The 18,300-nt window shown below is 64.5% G+C and carries 18 protein-coding genes; 11 read left to right on the forward strand and 7 right to left on the reverse strand.

Features of this window, described 5'->3' with window-relative positions:
• Positions 1–98: 98 nt before the first annotated feature.
• The 3 genes from JQ591_RS13500 (at position 99) to JQ591_RS13510 (ending at position 2,027) form a co-directional block, all read left to right on the forward strand.
• Positions 99–1,298, forward strand: coding sequence for a molybdopterin-dependent oxidoreductase (locus JQ591_RS13500; protein ID WP_211396506.1), 1,200 nt, complete (start codon positions 99–101; stop codon positions 1,296–1,298).
• Positions 1,299–1,309: 11 nt separating this feature from the next.
• A complete protein-coding gene (locus JQ591_RS13505) occupies positions 1,310–1,618 on the forward strand; it encodes a cytochrome c (protein ID WP_211396507.1) in 309 nt (102 codons plus the stop codon).
• Between the two features lie 208 nt (positions 1,619–1,826).
• Positions 1,827–2,027 carry a cold-shock protein gene (locus tag JQ591_RS13510; protein ID WP_007596519.1) on the forward strand — a complete coding sequence of 67 codons (201 nt, stop codon included), beginning with the start codon at positions 1,827–1,829 and terminating at the stop codon, positions 2,025–2,027.
• A gap of 170 nt (positions 2,028–2,197) precedes the next feature.
• Here the strand turns inward: JQ591_RS13510 and JQ591_RS13515 are convergent, their stop codons facing one another.
• The gene (locus tag JQ591_RS13515) at positions 2,198–2,659 is read right to left on the reverse strand and encodes an Lrp/AsnC ligand binding domain-containing protein (protein ID WP_007596520.1); all 462 of its coding nucleotides are present in this window, start codon (positions 2,657–2,659) and stop codon (positions 2,198–2,200) included.
• Positions 2,660–2,773: 114 nt separating this feature from the next.
• Between JQ591_RS13515 and putA the strand changes: the two genes are divergently transcribed.
• The 3 genes from putA (at position 2,774) to JQ591_RS13530 (ending at position 8,090) form a co-directional block, all read left to right on the forward strand.
• The gene (putA, locus tag JQ591_RS13520; protein ID WP_211396508.1) at positions 2,774–5,785 is read left to right on the forward strand and encodes a bifunctional proline dehydrogenase/L-glutamate gamma-semialdehyde dehydrogenase PutA; all 3,012 of its coding nucleotides are present in this window, start codon (positions 2,774–2,776) and stop codon (positions 5,783–5,785) included.
• Positions 5,786–6,087: 302 nt separating this feature from the next.
• The gene (locus JQ591_RS13525) at positions 6,088–7,293 is read left to right on the forward strand and encodes a CaiB/BaiF CoA transferase family protein (RefSeq protein WP_211396509.1); all 1,206 of its coding nucleotides are present in this window, start codon (positions 6,088–6,090) and stop codon (positions 7,291–7,293) included.
• A 149-nt stretch (positions 7,294–7,442) separates the two neighbouring features.
• Positions 7,443–8,090, forward strand: a complete 648-nt coding sequence (locus tag JQ591_RS13530; RefSeq protein ID WP_211396510.1) for a glutathione S-transferase family protein — start codon at positions 7,443–7,445, stop codon at positions 8,088–8,090.
• Positions 8,091–8,099: 9 nt separating this feature from the next.
• Here the strand turns inward: JQ591_RS13530 and JQ591_RS13535 are convergent, their stop codons facing one another.
• The 3 genes from JQ591_RS13535 to JQ591_RS13545 all read right to left on the reverse strand — a co-directional run bounded on the left by JQ591_RS13535 (position 8,100) and on the right by JQ591_RS13545 (position 10,896).
• The gene (locus JQ591_RS13535) at positions 8,100–8,264 is read right to left on the reverse strand and encodes a hypothetical protein (RefSeq protein WP_211396511.1); all 165 of its coding nucleotides are present in this window, start codon (positions 8,262–8,264) and stop codon (positions 8,100–8,102) included.
• 25 nt (positions 8,265–8,289) lie between these two features.
• Complete coding sequence (locus JQ591_RS13540; protein ID WP_211396512.1) at positions 8,290–9,837, reverse strand: hypothetical protein; 1,548 nt, start codon at positions 9,835–9,837, stop codon at positions 8,290–8,292.
• A 93-nt stretch (positions 9,838–9,930) separates the two neighbouring features.
• The gene (locus JQ591_RS13545) at positions 9,931–10,896 is read right to left on the reverse strand and encodes a hypothetical protein (protein ID WP_211396892.1); all 966 of its coding nucleotides are present in this window, start codon (positions 10,894–10,896) and stop codon (positions 9,931–9,933) included.
• A 289-nt stretch (positions 10,897–11,185) separates the two neighbouring features.
• Between JQ591_RS13545 and JQ591_RS13550 the strand changes: the two genes are divergently transcribed.
• Positions 11,186–11,557 (forward strand): Crp/Fnr family transcriptional regulator, encoded by a 372-nt coding sequence (locus tag JQ591_RS13550; protein ID WP_211396513.1) that lies wholly within the window; start codon positions 11,186–11,188, stop codon positions 11,555–11,557.
• Entirely contained in the window at positions 11,554–12,366 is an 813-nt protein-coding gene (locus tag JQ591_RS13555; protein ID WP_211396514.1) for an MBL fold metallo-hydrolase, read from the forward strand. The genes JQ591_RS13550 and JQ591_RS13555 overlap by 4 nt, the downstream gene beginning before the upstream one ends.
• Positions 12,367–12,550: 184 nt before the next feature.
• Here JQ591_RS13555 and JQ591_RS13560 read toward each other — a convergent pair whose 3' ends face one another.
• The 3 genes from JQ591_RS13560 to JQ591_RS13570 all read right to left on the reverse strand — a co-directional run bounded on the left by JQ591_RS13560 (position 12,551) and on the right by JQ591_RS13570 (position 14,710).
• The gene (locus JQ591_RS13560; RefSeq protein ID WP_211396515.1) at positions 12,551–13,048 is read right to left on the reverse strand and encodes a TPM domain-containing protein; all 498 of its coding nucleotides are present in this window, start codon (positions 13,046–13,048) and stop codon (positions 12,551–12,553) included.
• 3 nt (positions 13,049–13,051) lie between these two features.
• The gene (locus JQ591_RS13565; RefSeq protein ID WP_211396516.1) at positions 13,052–13,963 is read right to left on the reverse strand and encodes a TPM domain-containing protein; all 912 of its coding nucleotides are present in this window, start codon (positions 13,961–13,963) and stop codon (positions 13,052–13,054) included.
• A gap of 138 nt (positions 13,964–14,101) precedes the next feature.
• The gene (locus JQ591_RS13570) at positions 14,102–14,710 is read right to left on the reverse strand and encodes a LemA family protein (RefSeq protein WP_027520238.1); all 609 of its coding nucleotides are present in this window, start codon (positions 14,708–14,710) and stop codon (positions 14,102–14,104) included.
• Positions 14,711–14,893: 183 nt separating this feature from the next.
• On the opposite strand from JQ591_RS13570, the gene JQ591_RS13575 reads away from it, so the two are divergent.
• Genes JQ591_RS13575 through JQ591_RS13585 form a run of 3 tightly spaced genes read left to right on the forward strand, consistent with a single transcriptional unit; the run spans position 14,894 to position 18,114 of the window.
• Positions 14,894–15,748 (forward strand): enoyl-CoA hydratase, encoded by an 855-nt coding sequence (locus JQ591_RS13575; RefSeq protein ID WP_211396517.1) that lies wholly within the window; start codon positions 14,894–14,896, stop codon positions 15,746–15,748.
• A 5-nt stretch (positions 15,749–15,753) separates the two neighbouring features.
• Positions 15,754–16,902, forward strand: a complete 1,149-nt coding sequence (locus tag JQ591_RS13580; RefSeq protein WP_211396518.1) for an acyl-CoA dehydrogenase family protein — start codon at positions 15,754–15,756, stop codon at positions 16,900–16,902.
• Between the two features lie 15 nt (positions 16,903–16,917).
• Complete coding sequence (locus tag JQ591_RS13585) at positions 16,918–18,114, forward strand: acyl-CoA dehydrogenase family protein (protein ID WP_211396519.1); 1,197 nt, start codon at positions 16,918–16,920, stop codon at positions 18,112–18,114.
• Positions 18,115–18,300 lie beyond the last annotated feature (186 nt).

Genomic DNA, 18,300 nt, shown 5'->3' on the forward strand with positions numbered 1-18,300 from the left:
CGAAAGCACGAATTGACTTCATCCGGGTCGTTGCGACAGATGAGCGCAGGATCGCGGTGATGACCGCGATCCAACGAAAAGCTCCGGGAGGAGACCACATGTTCGATCGACGCGACCTGCTCAAAGGAGCGGGCCTTGCCGCTATTTCGGCCGCACTGAACTCGACCAAGGCGCTGGCACTCGACACCGTCACCCTGCCCTTCGCCAATGGCGAACGTCCCTTGGTGAAATATCCGCAGAAGCGGCCGATGATCGGCCTGACGAGCCGCCCGCCGCAGCTCGAGACGCCGTTCTCGGTGTTCAACGACGGCCCGATCACGCCGAATAACGCGTTCTTCGTGCGCTATCACCTTTCCGACCTGCCCTACAATCTCGACCCCGACAAGTTCACGCTTGAGGTCAAGGGCAAGGTCGACAAGCCGCTCAAGCTGTCGCTGAGGGACATCAGGAAGATGAAGGCGACCGAGATCGTCGCCGTCAACCAGTGCTCCGGCAACAGCCGCGGCTTCTCGGATCCGCGCGTCGCCGGCGGCCAGCTCGCCAACGGCGCGATGGGCAATGCGCGCTGGCGCGGTGTGCCGCTGAAGGCCGTGCTGGAGATGGCGGGCGTGCAGAGCGGCGCCAAGCAGGTCACCTTCAACGGCATGGACGGTCCGGTCAGCGACAAGACGCCCGATTTCGTCAAGGCGCTCGATATCGATCACGCCAGCGACGGCGAGGTGATGCTGGCCTATGGCATGAACGGCGAGGACCTGCCGTTCCTCAACGGCTTTCCGCTGCGCCTGATCGTGCCCGGCTATTACGGCACCTACTGGGTCAAGCACCTCAACGAGATCACCGTCGTCGACAATGTCTATGACGGCTTCTGGATGAAGTCGGCCTATCGCATTCCGGACACGCCGAACAACGCGGTCGAGCCAGGCACCGCACCGAAGGCGACGATCCCGATCAATCGCTTTACCATCCGTTCCTTCATCACCAGCCTCAACGACGGTGCCAAGCTGAAAGCAGGCGGCACGACGCTGCGCGGCATCGCCTTCGATGGCGGCAAGGGCATCAAGGAGGTCGCGGTCTCCACCGACGGCGGCAAGAGCTGGACCAACGCCAGGCTCGGCAAGGATTTTGGCAAATACTCATTCCGTGAATGGAAGCTGCCGGTGAAGCTCGCGGCGGGCTCCTACGAGCTCAAGGTGCGCGCCACCGGCAATGGCGGTGAAACCCAGCCGGATACGCCGCGCTGGAATCCGGCGGGTTATCTACGCAACGTCGTCGAAACCGTCCGCGTCACCGTGGCCTGAGGGGAATGATCATGCAGCGCACCGCTCTTCTCACCATCTCGCTCGCGTTCTCGGCCGGCATCGGCGCCGTGGTCGCGGCGCCCGTCAATTACAAGCTCCCGGACGAGGTCGCCGCCTTCAAGCCAGGCCCCAATCTCGAAATCGTGCAGGGCAATTGCAGCGCCTGCCACTCCGCCGACTACATCAACACACAGCCGCCGATGAAGGACAAGAAGGGCTTCTGGCAGGCCGAGGTGACCAAGATGATCAAGGTCTATGGCGCACCGATCGACGATGGCGATGTCAGCAAGATCGTCGACTATCTGGCCGCGACTTATTGACGGATGGTTCGCGGCGCGCGGACCAATTGACCGCGAAACGGGCAAAACCGGCAAAAACGCCGCGAAGTTGAGCGGAATTCGGCAAAATGCCGATGTGGTTTGAGCTACCAAGCCAGCCACATTCCGCGTATCGTATTAGGACCGAACCGGCCGGTTGGCGGGGACTGGCGGTTCGAGATCTCGGAGGAAGACCCGCGGAGAAGTCGTGATGGCTAAAGGTACGGTCAAGTGGTTCAACCCGACGAAGGGTTATGGATTTATCCAGCCTGCGTCGGGCGGCAAGGATGTGTTCGTGCATATCTCAGCAGTGCAGAAAGCCGGTCTGTCGTCCCTGAACGAAGGACAGACGGTGGAATATGAAGAGATCGCAAACCGAGGCAAAAGCTCCGCAGAGAACCTCAAAGTATAAGCCCGCCAGCGTTTGCTAACTCCCGGATCGATCCGGGAGCCGGGCCAAGAGAATTTTAGAAGACGGTCGGTGCATTCGACGACAGGCGTTGCGATTGCACACGGAGAACTATTTGCCCGGGAAGACCGCCCGTTCAACGCCGCAGCAATGACAATCGCGACAGCACTTCGTTAGTCCACCGGCAATGGTGCGTCGCGCTTGATCTCTTCCATCACCGCATAGGTTCGGGTCTCGCGCACGCCCGGCATCGACAGCAGGGTCTCGCCGAGGAAGCGTCGATACGCGGTCATGTCCGCCAGCCGCGCCTTCACAAGATAGTCGAAGCCGCCGGCAACCATGTGACACTCCAGCACTTCGGGCGCGAGTTTCACCGCGCGGGCAAAACGCTCGAAATTGTCGGGCGTGGTCTTGTCGAGCAGCACTTCGACGAACACCAGGAGCCCGAGGCCGAGCCGGTGCGGGTTGAGCCGCGCGCCATAGCCTTCGATAAAGCCCTCTCGTTGCAAACGCTTCAGCCGCTCGCCGATCGAGGTCGGAGACAGCCCGATGCGTTCTGCAAGCTCGACATTGGCGATTCGCCCGTCCTGCTGCAAAATCGAGAGAATTTTCCGGTCGGTTCGATCAAGTTCCATACTTTATAAGGCTAAATGGCTCGGCGGCTTCATTTTCTAAGCCAAATCAGCTAAATTGTCTATCGAGCTAAGGTAGCGCGGGCATTATCCTGGATTTGAGCCACAGGACACGCCATGCCGAACATTCCACCTCCCTTCATCGCCCCCTACGCGCCCGATGATGCCGGCATCGCCGCGCGCCTCTTGCCATCTGCGCATTTCGGCCCGCCACAGGAGGCGCGGATCGATCGCACCGCGACCCGGCTGATCGAAGCCATCCGCAAGCGCGACGACCGGCTCGGCGGGGGTCTTGGAGGGGTCGAGGACATGCTGCGGGAGTTCGCGCTCTCGACCAAGGAAGGGCTCGCTTTGATGGTGCTGGCCGAGGCGCTGCTGCGCGTGCCGGACGCGCGCACCGCCGACCAGTTCATCGAGGACAAGCTCGGCGAGGGCGACTTCATCCACCACGAGACCAAGTCGACGGCCTTCCTGGTCAACGCCTCGGCCTGGGCACTAGGCCTCTCGGCACGGGTGATCCAGCCCGGCGAGACGCCCGACGGCACCATCGGCCGGCTGGTGAAGCGACTGGGCGCACCGGCCGTGCGCACAGCCACGCGCCAGGCGATGCGGCTGATGGGCAATCATTTCGTGCTGGGGGAGACCATCGAGCAGGCGCTGGAGCGGGCCCGGCCGCGCTCCGGTGAGAGGCCGCGCTATTCCTTCGACATGCTCGGGGAAGGCGCGCGCACGGCCACCGACGCCAAGCGCTATTTCGACGCCTATGCCAGCGCGATCGAGACCATCGGCAAGGCGGCGGGTCGCCATCCCCTGCCCGACCGGCCCGGCATCTCCGTCAAACTCTCGGCGCTGCATCCGCGCTTCGAGGCGATCAGCCGCGACCGCGTGATGGCTGAGCTGGTGCCGCAACTGCTGGATCTGGCGCAGCGCGCCAAGGGCCATGATCTCAACTTCACCGTCGATGCCGAGGAAGCCGACCGGCTGGAATTGTCCCTCGACGTGATCGCGGCAACGCTCGCCAATCCCTCGCTTGCGGGCTGGGACGGATTTGGCCTCGCGATCCAGGCCTACCAGAAGCGCGCCGGCGACGTGATCGACTATGTCGATGCGCTTGCCCGCGCGCATGACCGCAGGCTGATGGTGCGGCTGGTCAAGGGCGCCTATTGGGACACCGAGATCAAGCGCGCGCAGGAGCGCGGGCTCGACGGCTATCCCGTGTTCACCCGCAAGGCGATGACGGATCTGAACTACGTCGCCTGTGCTCAAAAGCTCTTGAGTCTGCGGCCACGCATCTTCCCGCAATTCGCCACCCACAACGCGCTGAGCGTCGCGACCGTGCTGGAGCTTGCCGGTGAGAACGGCGGCTTCGAATTCCAGCGCCTGCATGGCATGGGCGAGGCGCTCTACGAGCAGCTCGCCAAGGATCACCCCGGCATCGCCTACCGCACCTACGCCCCGGTCGGCAGCCATCGCGACCTGCTCGCCTATCTGGTGCGGCGACTGCTGGAGAATGGCGCCAACTCCTCCTTCGTGGCGCAGGCGGCCGATTATCGCGTGCCTGTTACGGCGCTGTTGCAACGTCCGGCCGATGCCATCGTCCGGCCGCAGCAGGCGGCCCATCCCAAGATTCCGCTGCCGGGCGATCTGTTCGCGCCGGAGCGGCGCAATTCGCGCGGCGTCGAATTCGGCGCGCGCGCCGCGCTCGACCGGTTGCTGACGGAGGTCAAGGCCGAGACGGCTGACCTCAAGCCGATCGCCGATGCAACGGCGGATCAGGCCAACGCGGCAGTGACTGCTGCACGCACAGGCTTTGCCGCCTGGAGCCGGACTCCGGCGGCCACGCGGGCGGCGGCGCTGGAGCAGGCCGCGCATCTTCTGGAGAACCGCGCGCCCCATTTCATCGCGCTGCTGCAACGCGAGGGCGGCAAGACGCTCGACGATGCGCTGTCGGAGCTGCGCGAGGCCGCCGACTTCTGCCGCTATTATGCCGCGCAGGGCCGCAAGCTGTTCGGCACCGATGTGGCGATGCGAGGCCCGACCGGCGAGAGCAATGCGCTGGCCATGCGCGGCCGCGGCGTCTTCGTCGCGATCTCGCCATGGAATTTTCCGCTGGCGATCTTCCTCGGCCAGGTCACGGCAGCGTTGATGGCCGGCAACAGCGTGGTGGCCAAGCCCGCAGAGCAGACCCCGCGCGTCGCGGCTGAGGCGGTGCGGCTGCTGCACGAGGCCGGCATCCCCGCAAGCGCGCTGCACCTCGTCACCGGCGACGGCAGCCTCGGCGCCGCGCTGACCGCGCACCCCGATATCGGCGGCGTCGTCTTCACCGGCTCGACCGAGGTCGCGCGCAGCATCAACCGGGCGCTGGCTGCCAAGGACGGACCGATCGTGCCGCTGATCGCGGAGACCGGCGGCATCAACACGATGATCGCGGATGCGACCGCGTTGCCCGAGCAGGTCGCAGACGATGTCGTCACCTCGGCGTTTCGTTCCGCCGGCCAGCGCTGCTCGGCGCTGCGGCTGCTGTTCGTGCAGGAGGATGTCGCCGATCGCATGATCGAGATGATCGCGGGCGCGGCGCGCGAGTTGAAGATCGGCGACGCAAGCGACGTCGCGACCCATATCGGCCCGGTGATCGATATTGAGGCCAAGCGGCGCCTCGATGCGCATATCGCACGAATGAAGACCGAGGCGCGGCTGCACTTTGCCGGCACCGCGCCGGAGGGCTGCTTCGTCGCGCCGCATATTTTCGAGCTCAAGGAGGCCGGCCAACTCACCGAGGAGGTGTTCGGCCCGATCCTCCACGTCGTGCGCTATCGTGCCGAAAATCTCGAACGCGTCCTGCAAGCCATCGAACGCACCGGCTACGGGCTGACGCTCGGCATCCATTCCCGCATCGACGATACGATCGAGGCCATCGTCGACCGCGTCCAGATCGGCAACATCTACGTCAACCGCAACATGATCGGCGCCGTGGTCGGCGTGCAGCCGTTCGGCGGCAATGGCCTCTCCGGAACCGGCCCGAAAGCCGGCGGCCCGCACTACCTCGCGCGCTTTGCGACCGAGCAGACCGTGACGATCAACACCGCAGCAGCCGGCGGCAACGCTGCCCTGCTCGCAGGGGATGAGTGAGGCTGCTTGGCTCGCGTCCTCGCGACGATGCAGGGCACCAGTTCCGTCATCCTGAGGTGCGAGTGGCGCGATGCCACGCATCGCGCCGGGAGCCTCGAAGGATGAACGGCCCTGATGCAGCCGGGCCGTCGCCCTTCGAGGGCCGCTGAAGAAGCGGCCGCCTCAGGGTGACGGCTCACTGCAACGAGCCCTGCGCCCGGCGCCGTTGCATCCCGGCAAAACATCGGTCTAATGCTGCCACGACTTGCCCCGCGCCAATTCCAGCGCGCGGGAAACGACAAGAGCGAGGGAGCAACGCCGCGATGGAAAAGGGCATTTTTGCAGGGCTCAAGGTTCTGGACTGCGCGAGCTTCATCGCAGCGCCAGCAGCCGCGACCGTGCTGTCGGATTTCGGCGCCGATGTCGTCAAGATCGAACCGCCCGGCGCCGGCGATCCCTACCGCAATCTGCCCAACATTCCGGGCTATCCGACCAGCGAGCATAATTTCGCCTGGCTGCTGGAAGCCCGCAACAAGAAGAGCATCGCGCTCGATCTCTCCAAGCCGGAAGCGCAGGCTGTGCTCTACAAGCTCGTGGAAGAGGCCGACGTCTTCATCACCAACATGCCGCCGCCGGTGCGCGCCAAGCTCGGCATCACCTATGATCACCTCGCCCATCTCAACGACCGGCTGATCTACGCCTCCTTCACCGGGTATGGCGAAAAGGGCGAAGAGGCCAACAAGCCCGGCTTCGACAGCAACGCCTATTGGGCGCGCTCCGGCCTGATGGACCTCGTCCGCGCCGATACCGACACGACGCCGGCCCGCTCGGTCGCCGGCATGGGCGACCATCCCTGCGCCATGGCGTTCTACGGCGCGATCGTCACCGCGCTGTACCAGCGCGAAAAGACCGGCAAGGGCTCGCATGTCGCCTCCAACCTGATGGCGAACGGAGTGTGGGCGGCGAGCGTGCTGGCGCAGGCAAAGCTCTGCGGCGCCAAGTTCGCCGAGCGGCGGCCGCGCGAACGCGCGTTGAACGCGGTCGCCAACCACTACCAGTGCAAGGACGGCCGCTGGCTGATCCTGTCGCTGCTGAGCGAGGAGAAGCAGTTTCCGACGCTGGCCAGGTGTCTGGGCCGCGAAGACCTCATCACCGATCCGCGCTTCGCCACCAAACCCGACCGCCACGCCCGCTCGGTCGAGCTGATCAAGATCTTTGACGAGACCTTTGCGACTAAAGATCTCGCCGAATGGCGCAAGATTCTCGACGGCAACGGGCTGGTGTTCGGCATCGTCGGCATCCTGGACGACATCCCGAACGACAAGCAGATGCTCGACAACGAGGTTCTGGTGCCGTTCGAGAACGACACCATGCTCACCATCTCCAGCCCGATCTGGATCGACGGCGCCAAGAAAGTGCAGCCACGCAAGCCGCCCGGCGTCGGCGAGCACAGTGACGAGATTTTGCGTGGCGCGGGATACGACGAGGCCGCGATCAAGCAGCTGCGGTCGAAGGGGGCGGTTGGCTAGGTGATACGCTGCTGCAATCCCGTCATTGCGAGCGCAGCGAAGCAATCCAGAATCCCACCGCGGATGCATTGCTGGATTGCTTCGCTGCGCTCGCAATGACGACGAGGAATGATCTCGCTATAACCTCACGGCAACATCCGCGAGGTCCCATGCCCAGCTATCGCCTGCACTACTTTCCCGAATCCGGCAACAGCTACAAGCTGGCGCTGATGCTGACGCTTTGCGGCGATAGGTTCGAGCCGGTCTGGACCGACTTTGGCGGCGGCGTCACGCGCACGCCGGAATGGCGCAAGAGCGTGAACGAGATGGGCGAGATTCCCGTGCTCGAAGTCGACGGTGTGAAGATGACGCAGACCGCGCCTCTTCTGCTGAAGCTCGCCGAGCAATACGGCCGTTTCGGCGCCGAGACGGCGGACGAAAACTTCGAGCTGCTGCGCTGGCTGTTCTGGGACAACCACAAGCTCACCGGCTACATGGCGACCTATCGCTTCATGCGGGCGTTCACCGAGAACAACGACCCGCAGGTGCTGAAGCATTTTCGGCGGCGGCTCGAGGACTTCCTCGGCATTCTCGACGGCCATCTCCAGCATAATGCCTTCGCGATCGGCACCAGGCCGACGGTCGCCGATATCTCGATGATGGCCTATCTGCACTATCCGAGCGACGAGCACGGCTTCGATTTCGCGGAAAGCCATCCCGCCATCCACGCCTGGCTTGGCCGCATGGCCGCACTCCCCGGCTGGCAGCCGGCCTACGAGCTGCTGCCCGGCAAGCGGATGACGAACTACGCGACGTGAGGGCGCCGACTACTTCAGCGCCAGCCAGCCGAACGTGAACAGGATTCCGCCGATCATGACGGCGACCGCGACCGCCCAGGTGCTGACGCGGATGCTGCCAGTGACCTGCTTGGCTTCTTCATTCTGCGCGATCTCGCGATTGCGCTCCTTGTTGGCGTCGCTCGTATTCGTCATGGGTCATCCAAATCGCTTTGTTGGCTTAACGCGTCTTGATGAAGCACATGCCGATGCGGCGCGAGGCCGCGGCAGCCTGACAGGTCAGCCCTTTAGCACAGCTCCATGACGTAAAACTCCTGTCGGCCGATCCCGATCCCGCATTTTCCAGGGAACAATGCGCGCCCCAGCCGTCCTGATATTCGGTCCCGGCCAGCTCATTGCTGCCGCGGGTCTGCGGTCGGCTGGCAAATCCGCGTGAAAAATCAGGACGTTCGCCTGCGGCAATCGCGGTCAGGATGTCGCGGCGGCGGACCTGGTCGCCAAGAAAATGCGGCGAGGCCGGCACGATGGTGGAATTGGACGGCTTGTCCGCAAGCCAATCGACGCCGGGGAAATGAAATCCGCCGATGCCGCGGGTCTGGTGGCATCCGGCGCAGGTGACGTCGTTGAGGCGGCGCTGGAAGCCCGCGACCGAGCGGACGTTCTGCATGTCCCCGCGCGCAGCAGCTTGCTTCAACGCACCAACCACATCGCTGTCGGTGAAGACCGGCTCGCCTTGCCCCTCTCCGTTGCCTTCCCCCTGCATCATGCCGAACTCCGGCTGCAACGCCGAGGCATCGAGGCCGGCGGGCGTCGGCACCACCGCAGCCTTGGCCAGGAATTTTTCCGGGATCAGCACAGTGCCGCGATCGAAATCGCGAAGATGATCGGGCGCGAGCAGCCAATCCCTGAAGTCGCGCCGGAGATCATTATCGGCGAGAATGCGGTCGCGGTCGATCTGGTTCTCCAACGTCGATTCCTCGAACGTCTTGGAAGCGGCGTCGTACTTGAACACCTTGAGCAGATAGTCGGAGCGGAAATCGTGCAACGCCGATTTCGCTGCAACCGAGATCTGAATGTTGGTCTCGATGCGATCGAGCATCGCATCGTAAGGATAAGAGCTGCTGCCGATCAGCCCCTGCCAGGCGCCATTGCCGAGCCAGCGTCGCGCGACCTCGGCGCAGGTGATCGGCTTGCCGTTCCCGTCCGTCTGCCGCGCATCGCGCGCCTTCATCACCAGATTGAGCGTCATCGGCAGCCGCGTTGCTGTCCTGCCGCCGTCCGGCTTGGTCTCGAAACGCGCGAGACGGTAGATCAGCCTGATCTCGCCGCAAGAATCTTCCGAGAGATAGGCACGGTCCATGCGGTTGACGATGCCGGCCAGCACGAAGCGGGTGTCGCGGGATTTCAGATTGGCCCGATCGAATAATTGCACATCAAAGCCTTCGCCGACGCCAATGGTCTCGGTCGGATAGGCCGCTCTCTGCCGGGCGACGTAGCGGTCGATCTCCGCGTCGATCGCAGGAGGAATCTCCTTGAGCTGCGACAACCACGAGAACATCAAATCGGTCGTCAGCGGAAAGTTCGCGGTCCGCTCCGGCCACAACAGGCGCGAGATCGTGAGCGCATCGTGCTGGTCGAGCTCGCTCAGGAGATCTGGATCGGTGATCGCCGTGCCGCGCGCCAGCTGCGCATTCTCCGCGGCCAACAACGACACGACGCCGCCGAAAAACACGGCGGCAGCAACGAGAATTCGCAACGCGCGGTTCATGCTCTAGGTAACACCGCGCAGGGACGGCTATTCAAGCAAAAAGGCGCTTCACATGGTGGTGAAGCGCCTCTTCGAAAGTCGGATATGAGCCGCTCAGCGCGCGACGATCAGCCCCTTGCTGGTGACGACCACCCAGCGGCCGTCCTGGCGGCGGATCGCATCGACACGGCCGACGCCGGGGATGGGGTCGCCGGCATAGACCTCGTAGAGGCCACCGCGGCCCTCGACCAGTGCGCCGCCGTTGGAGACGTCGCGCAGCACCCAGCCTTCGACCGTCGGCAGCCGGCCGACCTCGGTCTTGGGTGCGGCGGGAGCCGGCGCAGCTGCTGCGGTCGCAACCTGGGTCGGCGCGATCGAGCCGGTGGTCTCCCTGGCGGGGGCGGCGGCTGCGGCCTGTGCGGGCGCCGCGGGCGGGGGGGCACGGAGCTTGTCGACGGTCTCGGACAGCTTTGCGATTTTGGCCATCGGTTCGGCCTGCGCCTTCTCGAGCTTGTCGAGGCGGTCGCTGGTGCGGTTGAACTGACCGAGGCCGGTCTTGGAGGTGTGCTCGACGTTGGCCTTGAGCGCGACGACATCGGCATCGATCCGGGCGACCGAGGATTCCAGCGCGCTGGTGTCGGCGACCTGTGCCGGCGCGGGCGCTGCGAAGTGCATCATCCCTGCGGTCGCGAGCGCGCCGCTGATGGCGCCGACACTGGCCGCAATCGCCACCACCGCGGCCATCGCCGACAGACGGCGCTTGCCGCCGGTCTCGCGCGGCTCGTCCGCCTTCACATGCGGCGCAAACTCCTCACGGTCCCAGGACCGCTCCGCGGGTGCCATGACGATGAGCTTGCCGGGCTTTGGCTCGGACTTGGTCTCGGCTTTGGGCTCAACCTTGGCCTCGAACTTGGGCACCTCGATCCGCGGCGGCTCAATCTTGATCGGATCGGGCTTCGGCGGCGTCTCGTGGTCGGGGGCAATCGAGGGGGCCTCGATGCCGGCAGCAGCCTCGACGGCCTGCGGCGCGGTCGCGGTGGCTTCGACGACGCCAGTATCCTGGACGGCCTGCTCGGGCATTGGTTCGCTCACGGCTCAAATACTCCAGTCTCGGTTGACCTTTTGGTAACTTTCATTGCTTGCGAATTCCTTACCTGCGGACCCGCTTACCAAAATTTTAGGAACTCATCCGGGGCCGAATTGGGCCGGGAAAGTGGAACCGGTGTGGCGCTGTGCAACAAATTGTCAGCCGATGCTGCCCTGCGGCAGGCCCCGCTCCCGCCGAACGGGCTGTTTGCCCGGCCCTGTTACCCCGCTAACATGATTGTCCTGTCAGCCAGAACGGCCGCAGGAGGCCCTTGGGGGTGTCATGACGATCGAGAAGTGCATCAACGAGTTTGGCGTCGATGACATCATCTTCGAGGAGGGCTCGACCGGCCGCGAACTGTTCGTTGTCCTCAGCGGGGAGGTCGAGATCGCCAAGATCAGCGGCACCAGCAAGACCAGCATCGTCAAACTCGGCAAGGGCGAATTCTTCGGCGAGATGGCCGTGATCGACGGCTCCGCTCGTTCGGCGACCGCGATCGCGGCGGCGCCGAACACGAAGGTGATGAGGGTCAACCACGCCCGCTTCGTCTATCTCGTCAGCCAGCAGCCGGCGTTTGCGCTGATGGTGATGGACGCGCTGTCGAAGCGCCTGCGCGCCGCCAACGCGGTCAGCTACCGGGCGGCCCAATCATGAGCGACGGCAAGCCGACGACCTTTCCGATCCTGATGAAGAACGACACCTGCTCGCTGATCCAGGCTGCGGACGACGTCTACCAGATCCGTTTCTCCAATCGCGCCGCCAACGTCTATCTCGTGCGCGGCTCGGCGCGGACCATCCTGATCGATGCCGGGCTGTCCTCGAACTATGCGGCGATGGTGGAATGCCTGAACTTCGTCGACTGCCCGCCGGAGAAGATCGACATGGTGGTGCTCAGCCACGAGCATCTCGACCACATCGGCGCGACCTGGCACTTTAACGAGCGCCGCACCTTCGTCGCCGCCCATCGCCTCGCCGCCAACAAGATCATGCTGCGCGACGACTTCTCGATGCTGCGAAAAATGTTCAACGAGCCGAACATGCCGATCAACGTCGACATCTGGCTCGAGGAGGGCAATCTGATCGACCTCGGCAATTTCCGCCTCAACGTGATGTACACCCCGGGCCACACCTCGGCCTGCATCACGCTGTTCGACCAGGACAAGGGCCTTTTGTTCGCCGCCGACACGCTCATGCCGGGCGGCGTGATGGGCGGCGTGTTCGGCTCGGGCAGCATCGCCGACTACATCCAGTCGCTGGAGCGGCTGAAGGGGCTGGACTCGAAGATCCTGCTGTCCGGGCACGGGCGCCTGTCGGACACACCGCAGCAAGACGTCCGCATCGCGATTGCGAGGTCGCATGGATTGCTCGACGACACCGCGCAACTGTTCGACGCGCTCGATGCGCGCTCGAACTTCGAGCCGATCATGCAGTCGGTGCGGGATTTGAACAAGCTGGATGATTAGGGGGCTACGGCCGCGTGTCTGCTCGCGAAACGAAGCATGGCGCTTCCACAATGTCGTCCCGGCGAAGGCCGGGACCCATAACCCCAGAGAGTAGATTGGCGAAGACTTCGTGCAAGACTCGCACCGCGCGCCATCGATAGACCTCGCGGTATGGGGCCCGGCCTTCGCCGGGACGACGCTGGAGCTACATCACCACCGGTGCATCCGGCAGCTCGTTGCGATGCGGACCTTGCGGCGGGAAATGCTTTGCCAGTTCCCGGGACACCGCCTCGATACCGCCGATCACGCCGCGCTCGAACTGCCCCGACCTGAACTCGACTTCCATCGCGCGGCAGATGCTCTCCCAGCCCTCGGCGCCAACCTTCGCATCGATACCGCGGTCGGCGATGATCTCGACATCGCGGTCGGCTAGGAGGAGATAAATCAGGACGCCGTTGTTGTGCGCGGTGTCCCAGATCCGCAGTTGCGAGAACACATCGAGCGCGCGCCCGCGCGCCGGCTGGTTGCGAAACAGCGGGCCGCCGTCCAGCGCGCCTTCGACCACGAAGCGGACCTGGCCGGAATGGTTGGCTTCGCCGCGCTTGATCGCCTGCTCGATGCGGTCGAGCACGCCCTTCGGGAACACCTGCTTGGCACGCCAATGATGCTGGAGCAGATGCCGGGTGATGCGCTTGATGCTCATGACCTACCAGCTCCCCGAAGCACCGCCGCCGCCAAAACTGCCGCCACCGCCACTGAAGCCACCGCTCGATGACGATCCGCTACTCCAGCCGCCGGATGACGATCCGCTCGACCACGACCGGCCGCGCGAGGATCCCGTGCCCGATCCCGCCCCAAACAGATCGGCGATAAACGTCAGGACGGCGCCAAGCACGCCGACGCCCAGTCCGATGACCGCGGAGCCGATCACGAACCAGGCGAGGACACCAACGATCGCTCCCGTTATCCCCGAACCGAACAGCCGTCCGAACATGGAGCGCAGGATGCCGCCGATGACCAGCGGGCCGAACAGCAGGAAGTAAAAAAGCGGCTCGATGTCGTTCCAATCGCCGAAATTCACGCTCCGCGAGGGCGTCGGCAACGGCTCGCCATCGATGACGCGAATCATGCGGTCGACACCCGCCGTGATGCCGCCGGCGAAATCGCCACTCCTGAATTTCGGCGTGATGGCTTCATCGATGATGCGCCGCGAGGTGACGTCGGTGAGCGCGCCCTCGAGGCCGTAACCGACCTCGATGCGCAAATGCCGGTCGTTCTTGGCCACAACGAGGATGGCGCCGTCGTCGACCTTCTTGCGTCCGATCTTCCAGGCCTCCGCAACGCGGATCGCGAACTGCTCGATCGTCTCCGGGTCGGTGGTCGGCACGATCAGCACGGCGACCTGGCTGCCCTTGCGGGTCTCGAAGTCCTGCAGCTTCTGCGACAGCGCGGCGATGTCGCCGCTGGAGAGCGTGCCGGTCTGATCGACCACGCGGCCGGTCAGTTGGGGTATGGCGACGTCGGCCGAAGCGGGGAGTGCAAAGGCGAGGAAGACTGCAAGGACGAGCGCAACATACGACGGGAAGGTCGAACAGGCGCGCCACAACCGCGCTGTCATCGCCCGGCTCGACCGGGCGATCCAGTATTCCAGAGACGACAGCGGAATACGGAGAAGCCGCGGCGCACTGGATTCCCCGCTTTCGCGGGGAATGACAGCGGTGGGTGGGGCGAAGCGCGTTCGCAAAACAGTGCGCACTTACTTCGACGGCGCGGGCGCCGGGTTGAAATCAACCTTCGGTGCGGTCGAGATTTCCTTCTCGTTCCCGACCGAGAAGTTCGGCTTCTCCTTGTAGCCGAACATCATCGCAGTGACGTTGCTCGGGAACGAACGGATGGTGACGTTGTAGTCCTGCACCGCCTTGATGTAGCGGTTGCGCGCCACCGTGATGCGGTTCTCGGTGCCTTCGAGCTGCGACATCAGATCCTTGAACAGCGCATCCGACTTGAGCTGCGGGTAGTTCTCGGTGACCACGAGCAGCCGCGACAGCGCGCCGGAAAGTTCGCCCTGGGCGGCCTGGAACTTCTGGAATGCGGCGGGATCGTTCAGCACCTCGGGCGTCGCCTGGATGCTGCCGACCTTGGCGCGGGCATTGGTGACACCGAGCAGCACGTCCTTTTCCTGCTGGGCAAAACCCTTCACCGAGTTGACGAGGTTGGGCACGAGATCGGCGCGGCGCTGATACTGGTTCACGACCTCGGACCAGTTGGCCTTGATCTGCTCGTCCTCGCTCTGGATCGCGTTATAACCGCAATTGGTGAGGCTCAACGAGGCCAGTGCCGCCAGCACGGTCAGGATCTTGCGCATCAAATTTCTCCCGGTGGAATCGGACGCAAGCTACCAGATTGCGCGCGCGAGATGCCAGACATCTTGCGTCCAGGCCGAGGCCGCGAAAAGCAGCCGATTTACGCAAGCCTCTTGCTTAATCCCGGCTGTAATAGTCAACTCAAGGGAACAATAATACCAAGACGGAAACGCCAGGGGAACGCGATGACCTCGTTCGAGACCATCCTCGTGGAGAGGCCGGAGCCGGCGATCGCTCGGATCGTGATGAACCGGCCCGACGCGCGCAACGCGCAGAACCTGCAAATGACCTACGATCTCAACGCCGCCTTCGATGAGGCGGTGCAGGATGACGCGGTCAAGGTGATCATTCTCGCCGGCAACGGTCCGCACTTCTCCTCGGGCCATGATTTGCGCCCCGGCGGCAAGAATGCCGCAGGCGCCGATTTTCCGCCGATCGGAAATTGGGGCGGCTTCGCTGAATCAAACGCCCATGGCCGCTTCGCGCGCGAGCAGGAGATCTATCTCCAGATCACGCGGCGCTGGCGCAACCTCGCCAAGCCCACAATTGCGGAGGTGCACGGCAAGTGCATCGCCGGCGGCCTGATGCTGGCCTGGGCCTGCGATCTGATCGTCGCCAGTGACGATGCGCAGTTCTGCGATCCCGTGGTCACCATGGGTGTCTGCGGCGTCGAATGGTTCGTTCATCCCTGGGAGCTCGGCCCGCGCAAGGCCAAGGAATTTCTGTTCACCGCCGACGCGTGGAGCGCGCAGGAGGCGCACCAGCTCGGCATGGTCAACCAAATCGTGCCGCGCACGGAGCTGTCATCCTCCGTGCTGGCGCTGGCGCGCCGGATCGCGTCAAAACCGTCCTTTGCGCTGAAGCTGACCAAGGAGGCGGTGAATCGTTCGGTTGACGTGATGGGCCAGCCGGCCGCAATCGACCAGGCCTTTGCGCTGCATCAGCTCTGTCACGCGCACAATCTTCAGGAATTCGGCATGATCGTCGATCCATCCGGCCTGCACCCCTCCGTGCGCAAGCCGCCGGCGGCCGCGGAGTAGACACGATGGATCTCAATCTCACCGACGAGCAACGCCTGCTGCGCGAAAGCGCGGAGCGCTTCGTGGCCGAAAGCTACGATGCCGATCACCGCCGCAAGATGGCGAACGATCCGCTCGGCTTCAGCCCGGCGGTGTGGAAACAATTCGCCGAGCTCGGCTGGCTGGCGTTGCCGATCGCGGAAGAGTTTGGCGGGCTCGGCGGCAGCGCGGTCGAGATCGGCATTTTGGCTGAAGCCTTCGGCCGCGGGCTGGTGTCGGAGCCGTATATCGCAACGGTCGTGCTTGGCGCTGCGTTGATCGAGCGATGCGGCAGCACGGCGCAGAAGCAGGCAATCCTGCCGAAGATCGCGGACGGATCGTTGAAGCTCGCGCTCGCGCATTCCGAGCGCGCAGCGCGATTCGATCTTGCCAAGGTCGCAACGACTGCGACCAAGACCGCGCAAGGCTGGCGCCTTGCCGGCAGCAAGATCGCGGTACTCGACGGCCACGCCGCCGATGAGATCATCGTCTCCGCACATATCCACGATCATCGAGGGCCATCGGGACGGATCGGCCTGTTCCTGGTGCCGGCGACGGCGCCGGGTGTTGCGATCTCCGACTACGAGCGCCTCGGCGGCGGGCGGGCCTGCAACATCGAGCTGTCGGATGCGCACCTGCCGGAGGATGCCTTGCTCGGCAATGGGCATGACGCGCTGCCGGCAATCGAATGGGCCGTCGACCGCACCATGGCCGCACTCGGTGCCGAGGCTGTCGGCATCATGCAGGTGCTCCTGGACACCACGCTGGAGTACACAAAAATCCGGAAGCAGTTCGGGCGGCCGCTCTCGGCCAACCAGGTGATCCGCCACCGCCTCGCCGACATGGCGGTGCAGGTCGACGAAGCGCGCTCGATGGCGCTGCGCGCCGCGCTGAAGGTCGACGCCGATCCGGTCGAGCGCGCGCGGGCCGCGTCGGGCGCGAAGGCGAAGATCGGAAAATCCGCGCGCTTCGTCGGCGAGCAGTCGATCCAGCTTCACGGCGGCATGGGCGTCACAGAAGAGCTCGAGGTGGGCGCTTATTTCAAGCGGCTGGTCGCGTTCGATACGCTGTTCGGCGGCAGCGCGCACCACTATGGCCGCCACGCCCGGCTTGGCCGCACCACCGTGCCTGCCTGATACAAGGAACGCATCATGGACCTGTCGTTCAACGCCGAGGAGCGCGCCTTCCAGGACGAGGTGCGCGGTTTCATTGCCAGGAATCTCACCGACGAGATGAAGCGCGCGACCGCGCTAACGCCGTCCGTGTTCTCCGACCCCGATATCGGCATGGCCTGGCAGCGCGCGCTGCATGCCCAAGGCTGGGGCGCGCCGGGCTGGCCGGTCGACCATGGCGGGCCGGACTGGACGCCGGCGCAACGCTGGATCTTCGAGACCGAAAGCGCGCGCGCCGGCGTGCCCAACGTCAACGTGATGGGCGTGAAGATGGTCGGGCCCGTCATCATCGGCTTCGGCTCGCCCGAGCAGAAGAACTTCTATCTGCCGCGGATTCTTTCCGGCGAGGACTATTGGTGCCAGGGCTATTCCGAGCCGGGCTCCGGCTCCGATCTCTCCTCGCTGAAGACGCGCGCGGTGCGCGACGGCGACGACTACATCATCAACGGCACCAAGATCTGGACCACGCATGCCCACCACGCCAACCGCATGTTCGCGCTGGTGCGCACCAGCGACGGGCCGCGGCAGCAGGACGGCATCAGCTTCATCCTGATCGACATGAGGACACCGGGCATCACAACGCGCCCCATCCTCACCATCGGCGGCGACCACGAGGTCAACCAGGTGTTCTTCGACGACGTGCGCGTTCCCGTGGCGAACCGCGTCGGCGAGGAAGGCAAGGGCTGGACCTACGGCAAGTACCTGCTCGAATTCGAGCGCGGCTCCGGCATCGCGTCAGCGAAGCTGCGCGAAGGGCTGAAGGCGATCGCGGAGCTCGCTGAATCGGACCTGACGGGCCGCGCCATCGACAGCCCCGACATCGCGACGCGCATCTCCGAGGTCGAAGTCGACATCGACGCGCTGGAGATGACCGAGCTGCGCGTGCTCGCGGCGTTGCAGACCGGACAGAATCCGGGCGCGGTGTCGTCGATCCTGAAGCTGCGCAACAGCGAAATCCGGCAGGCCGTGACGCGGTTAGGCGTCGACGTGATCGGCCATGACGCCCTCGCGGTCGAGCCGATGCGCCCGCTCTACAAGCTCAACCACGAGCCGGCGATGCCGGAGGAGATGCTGACGGTGGTACCGGAATATCTCAACGGCCGCGCCTACACGATCTTCGGCGGCACCTCGGAGATCCAGCGCGACATCATCGCGAAGATGATGCTGGGGATTTGAACCAGCGAGCAATTTGGTAACGCGCGCGCCACAAACTCAATGTCGTCCCGGCGAAGGCCGGGACCCATACGCCGTGACGAAGTTGTAGCGCGGAGCTGGTAACTGCAAATCTTCGCCGAACTGGATCCGGTGGTTATGGGTCCCGGCCTTCGCCGGGACGACAATTGTGACTACTGCGACGGCGTA

Origin of the sequence: Bradyrhizobium canariense, from assembly GCF_018130465.1 — a bacterium.
In the GTDB taxonomy this organism is placed as follows: Bacteria; Pseudomonadota; Alphaproteobacteria; order Rhizobiales; family Xanthobacteraceae; genus Bradyrhizobium; species Bradyrhizobium canariense_C.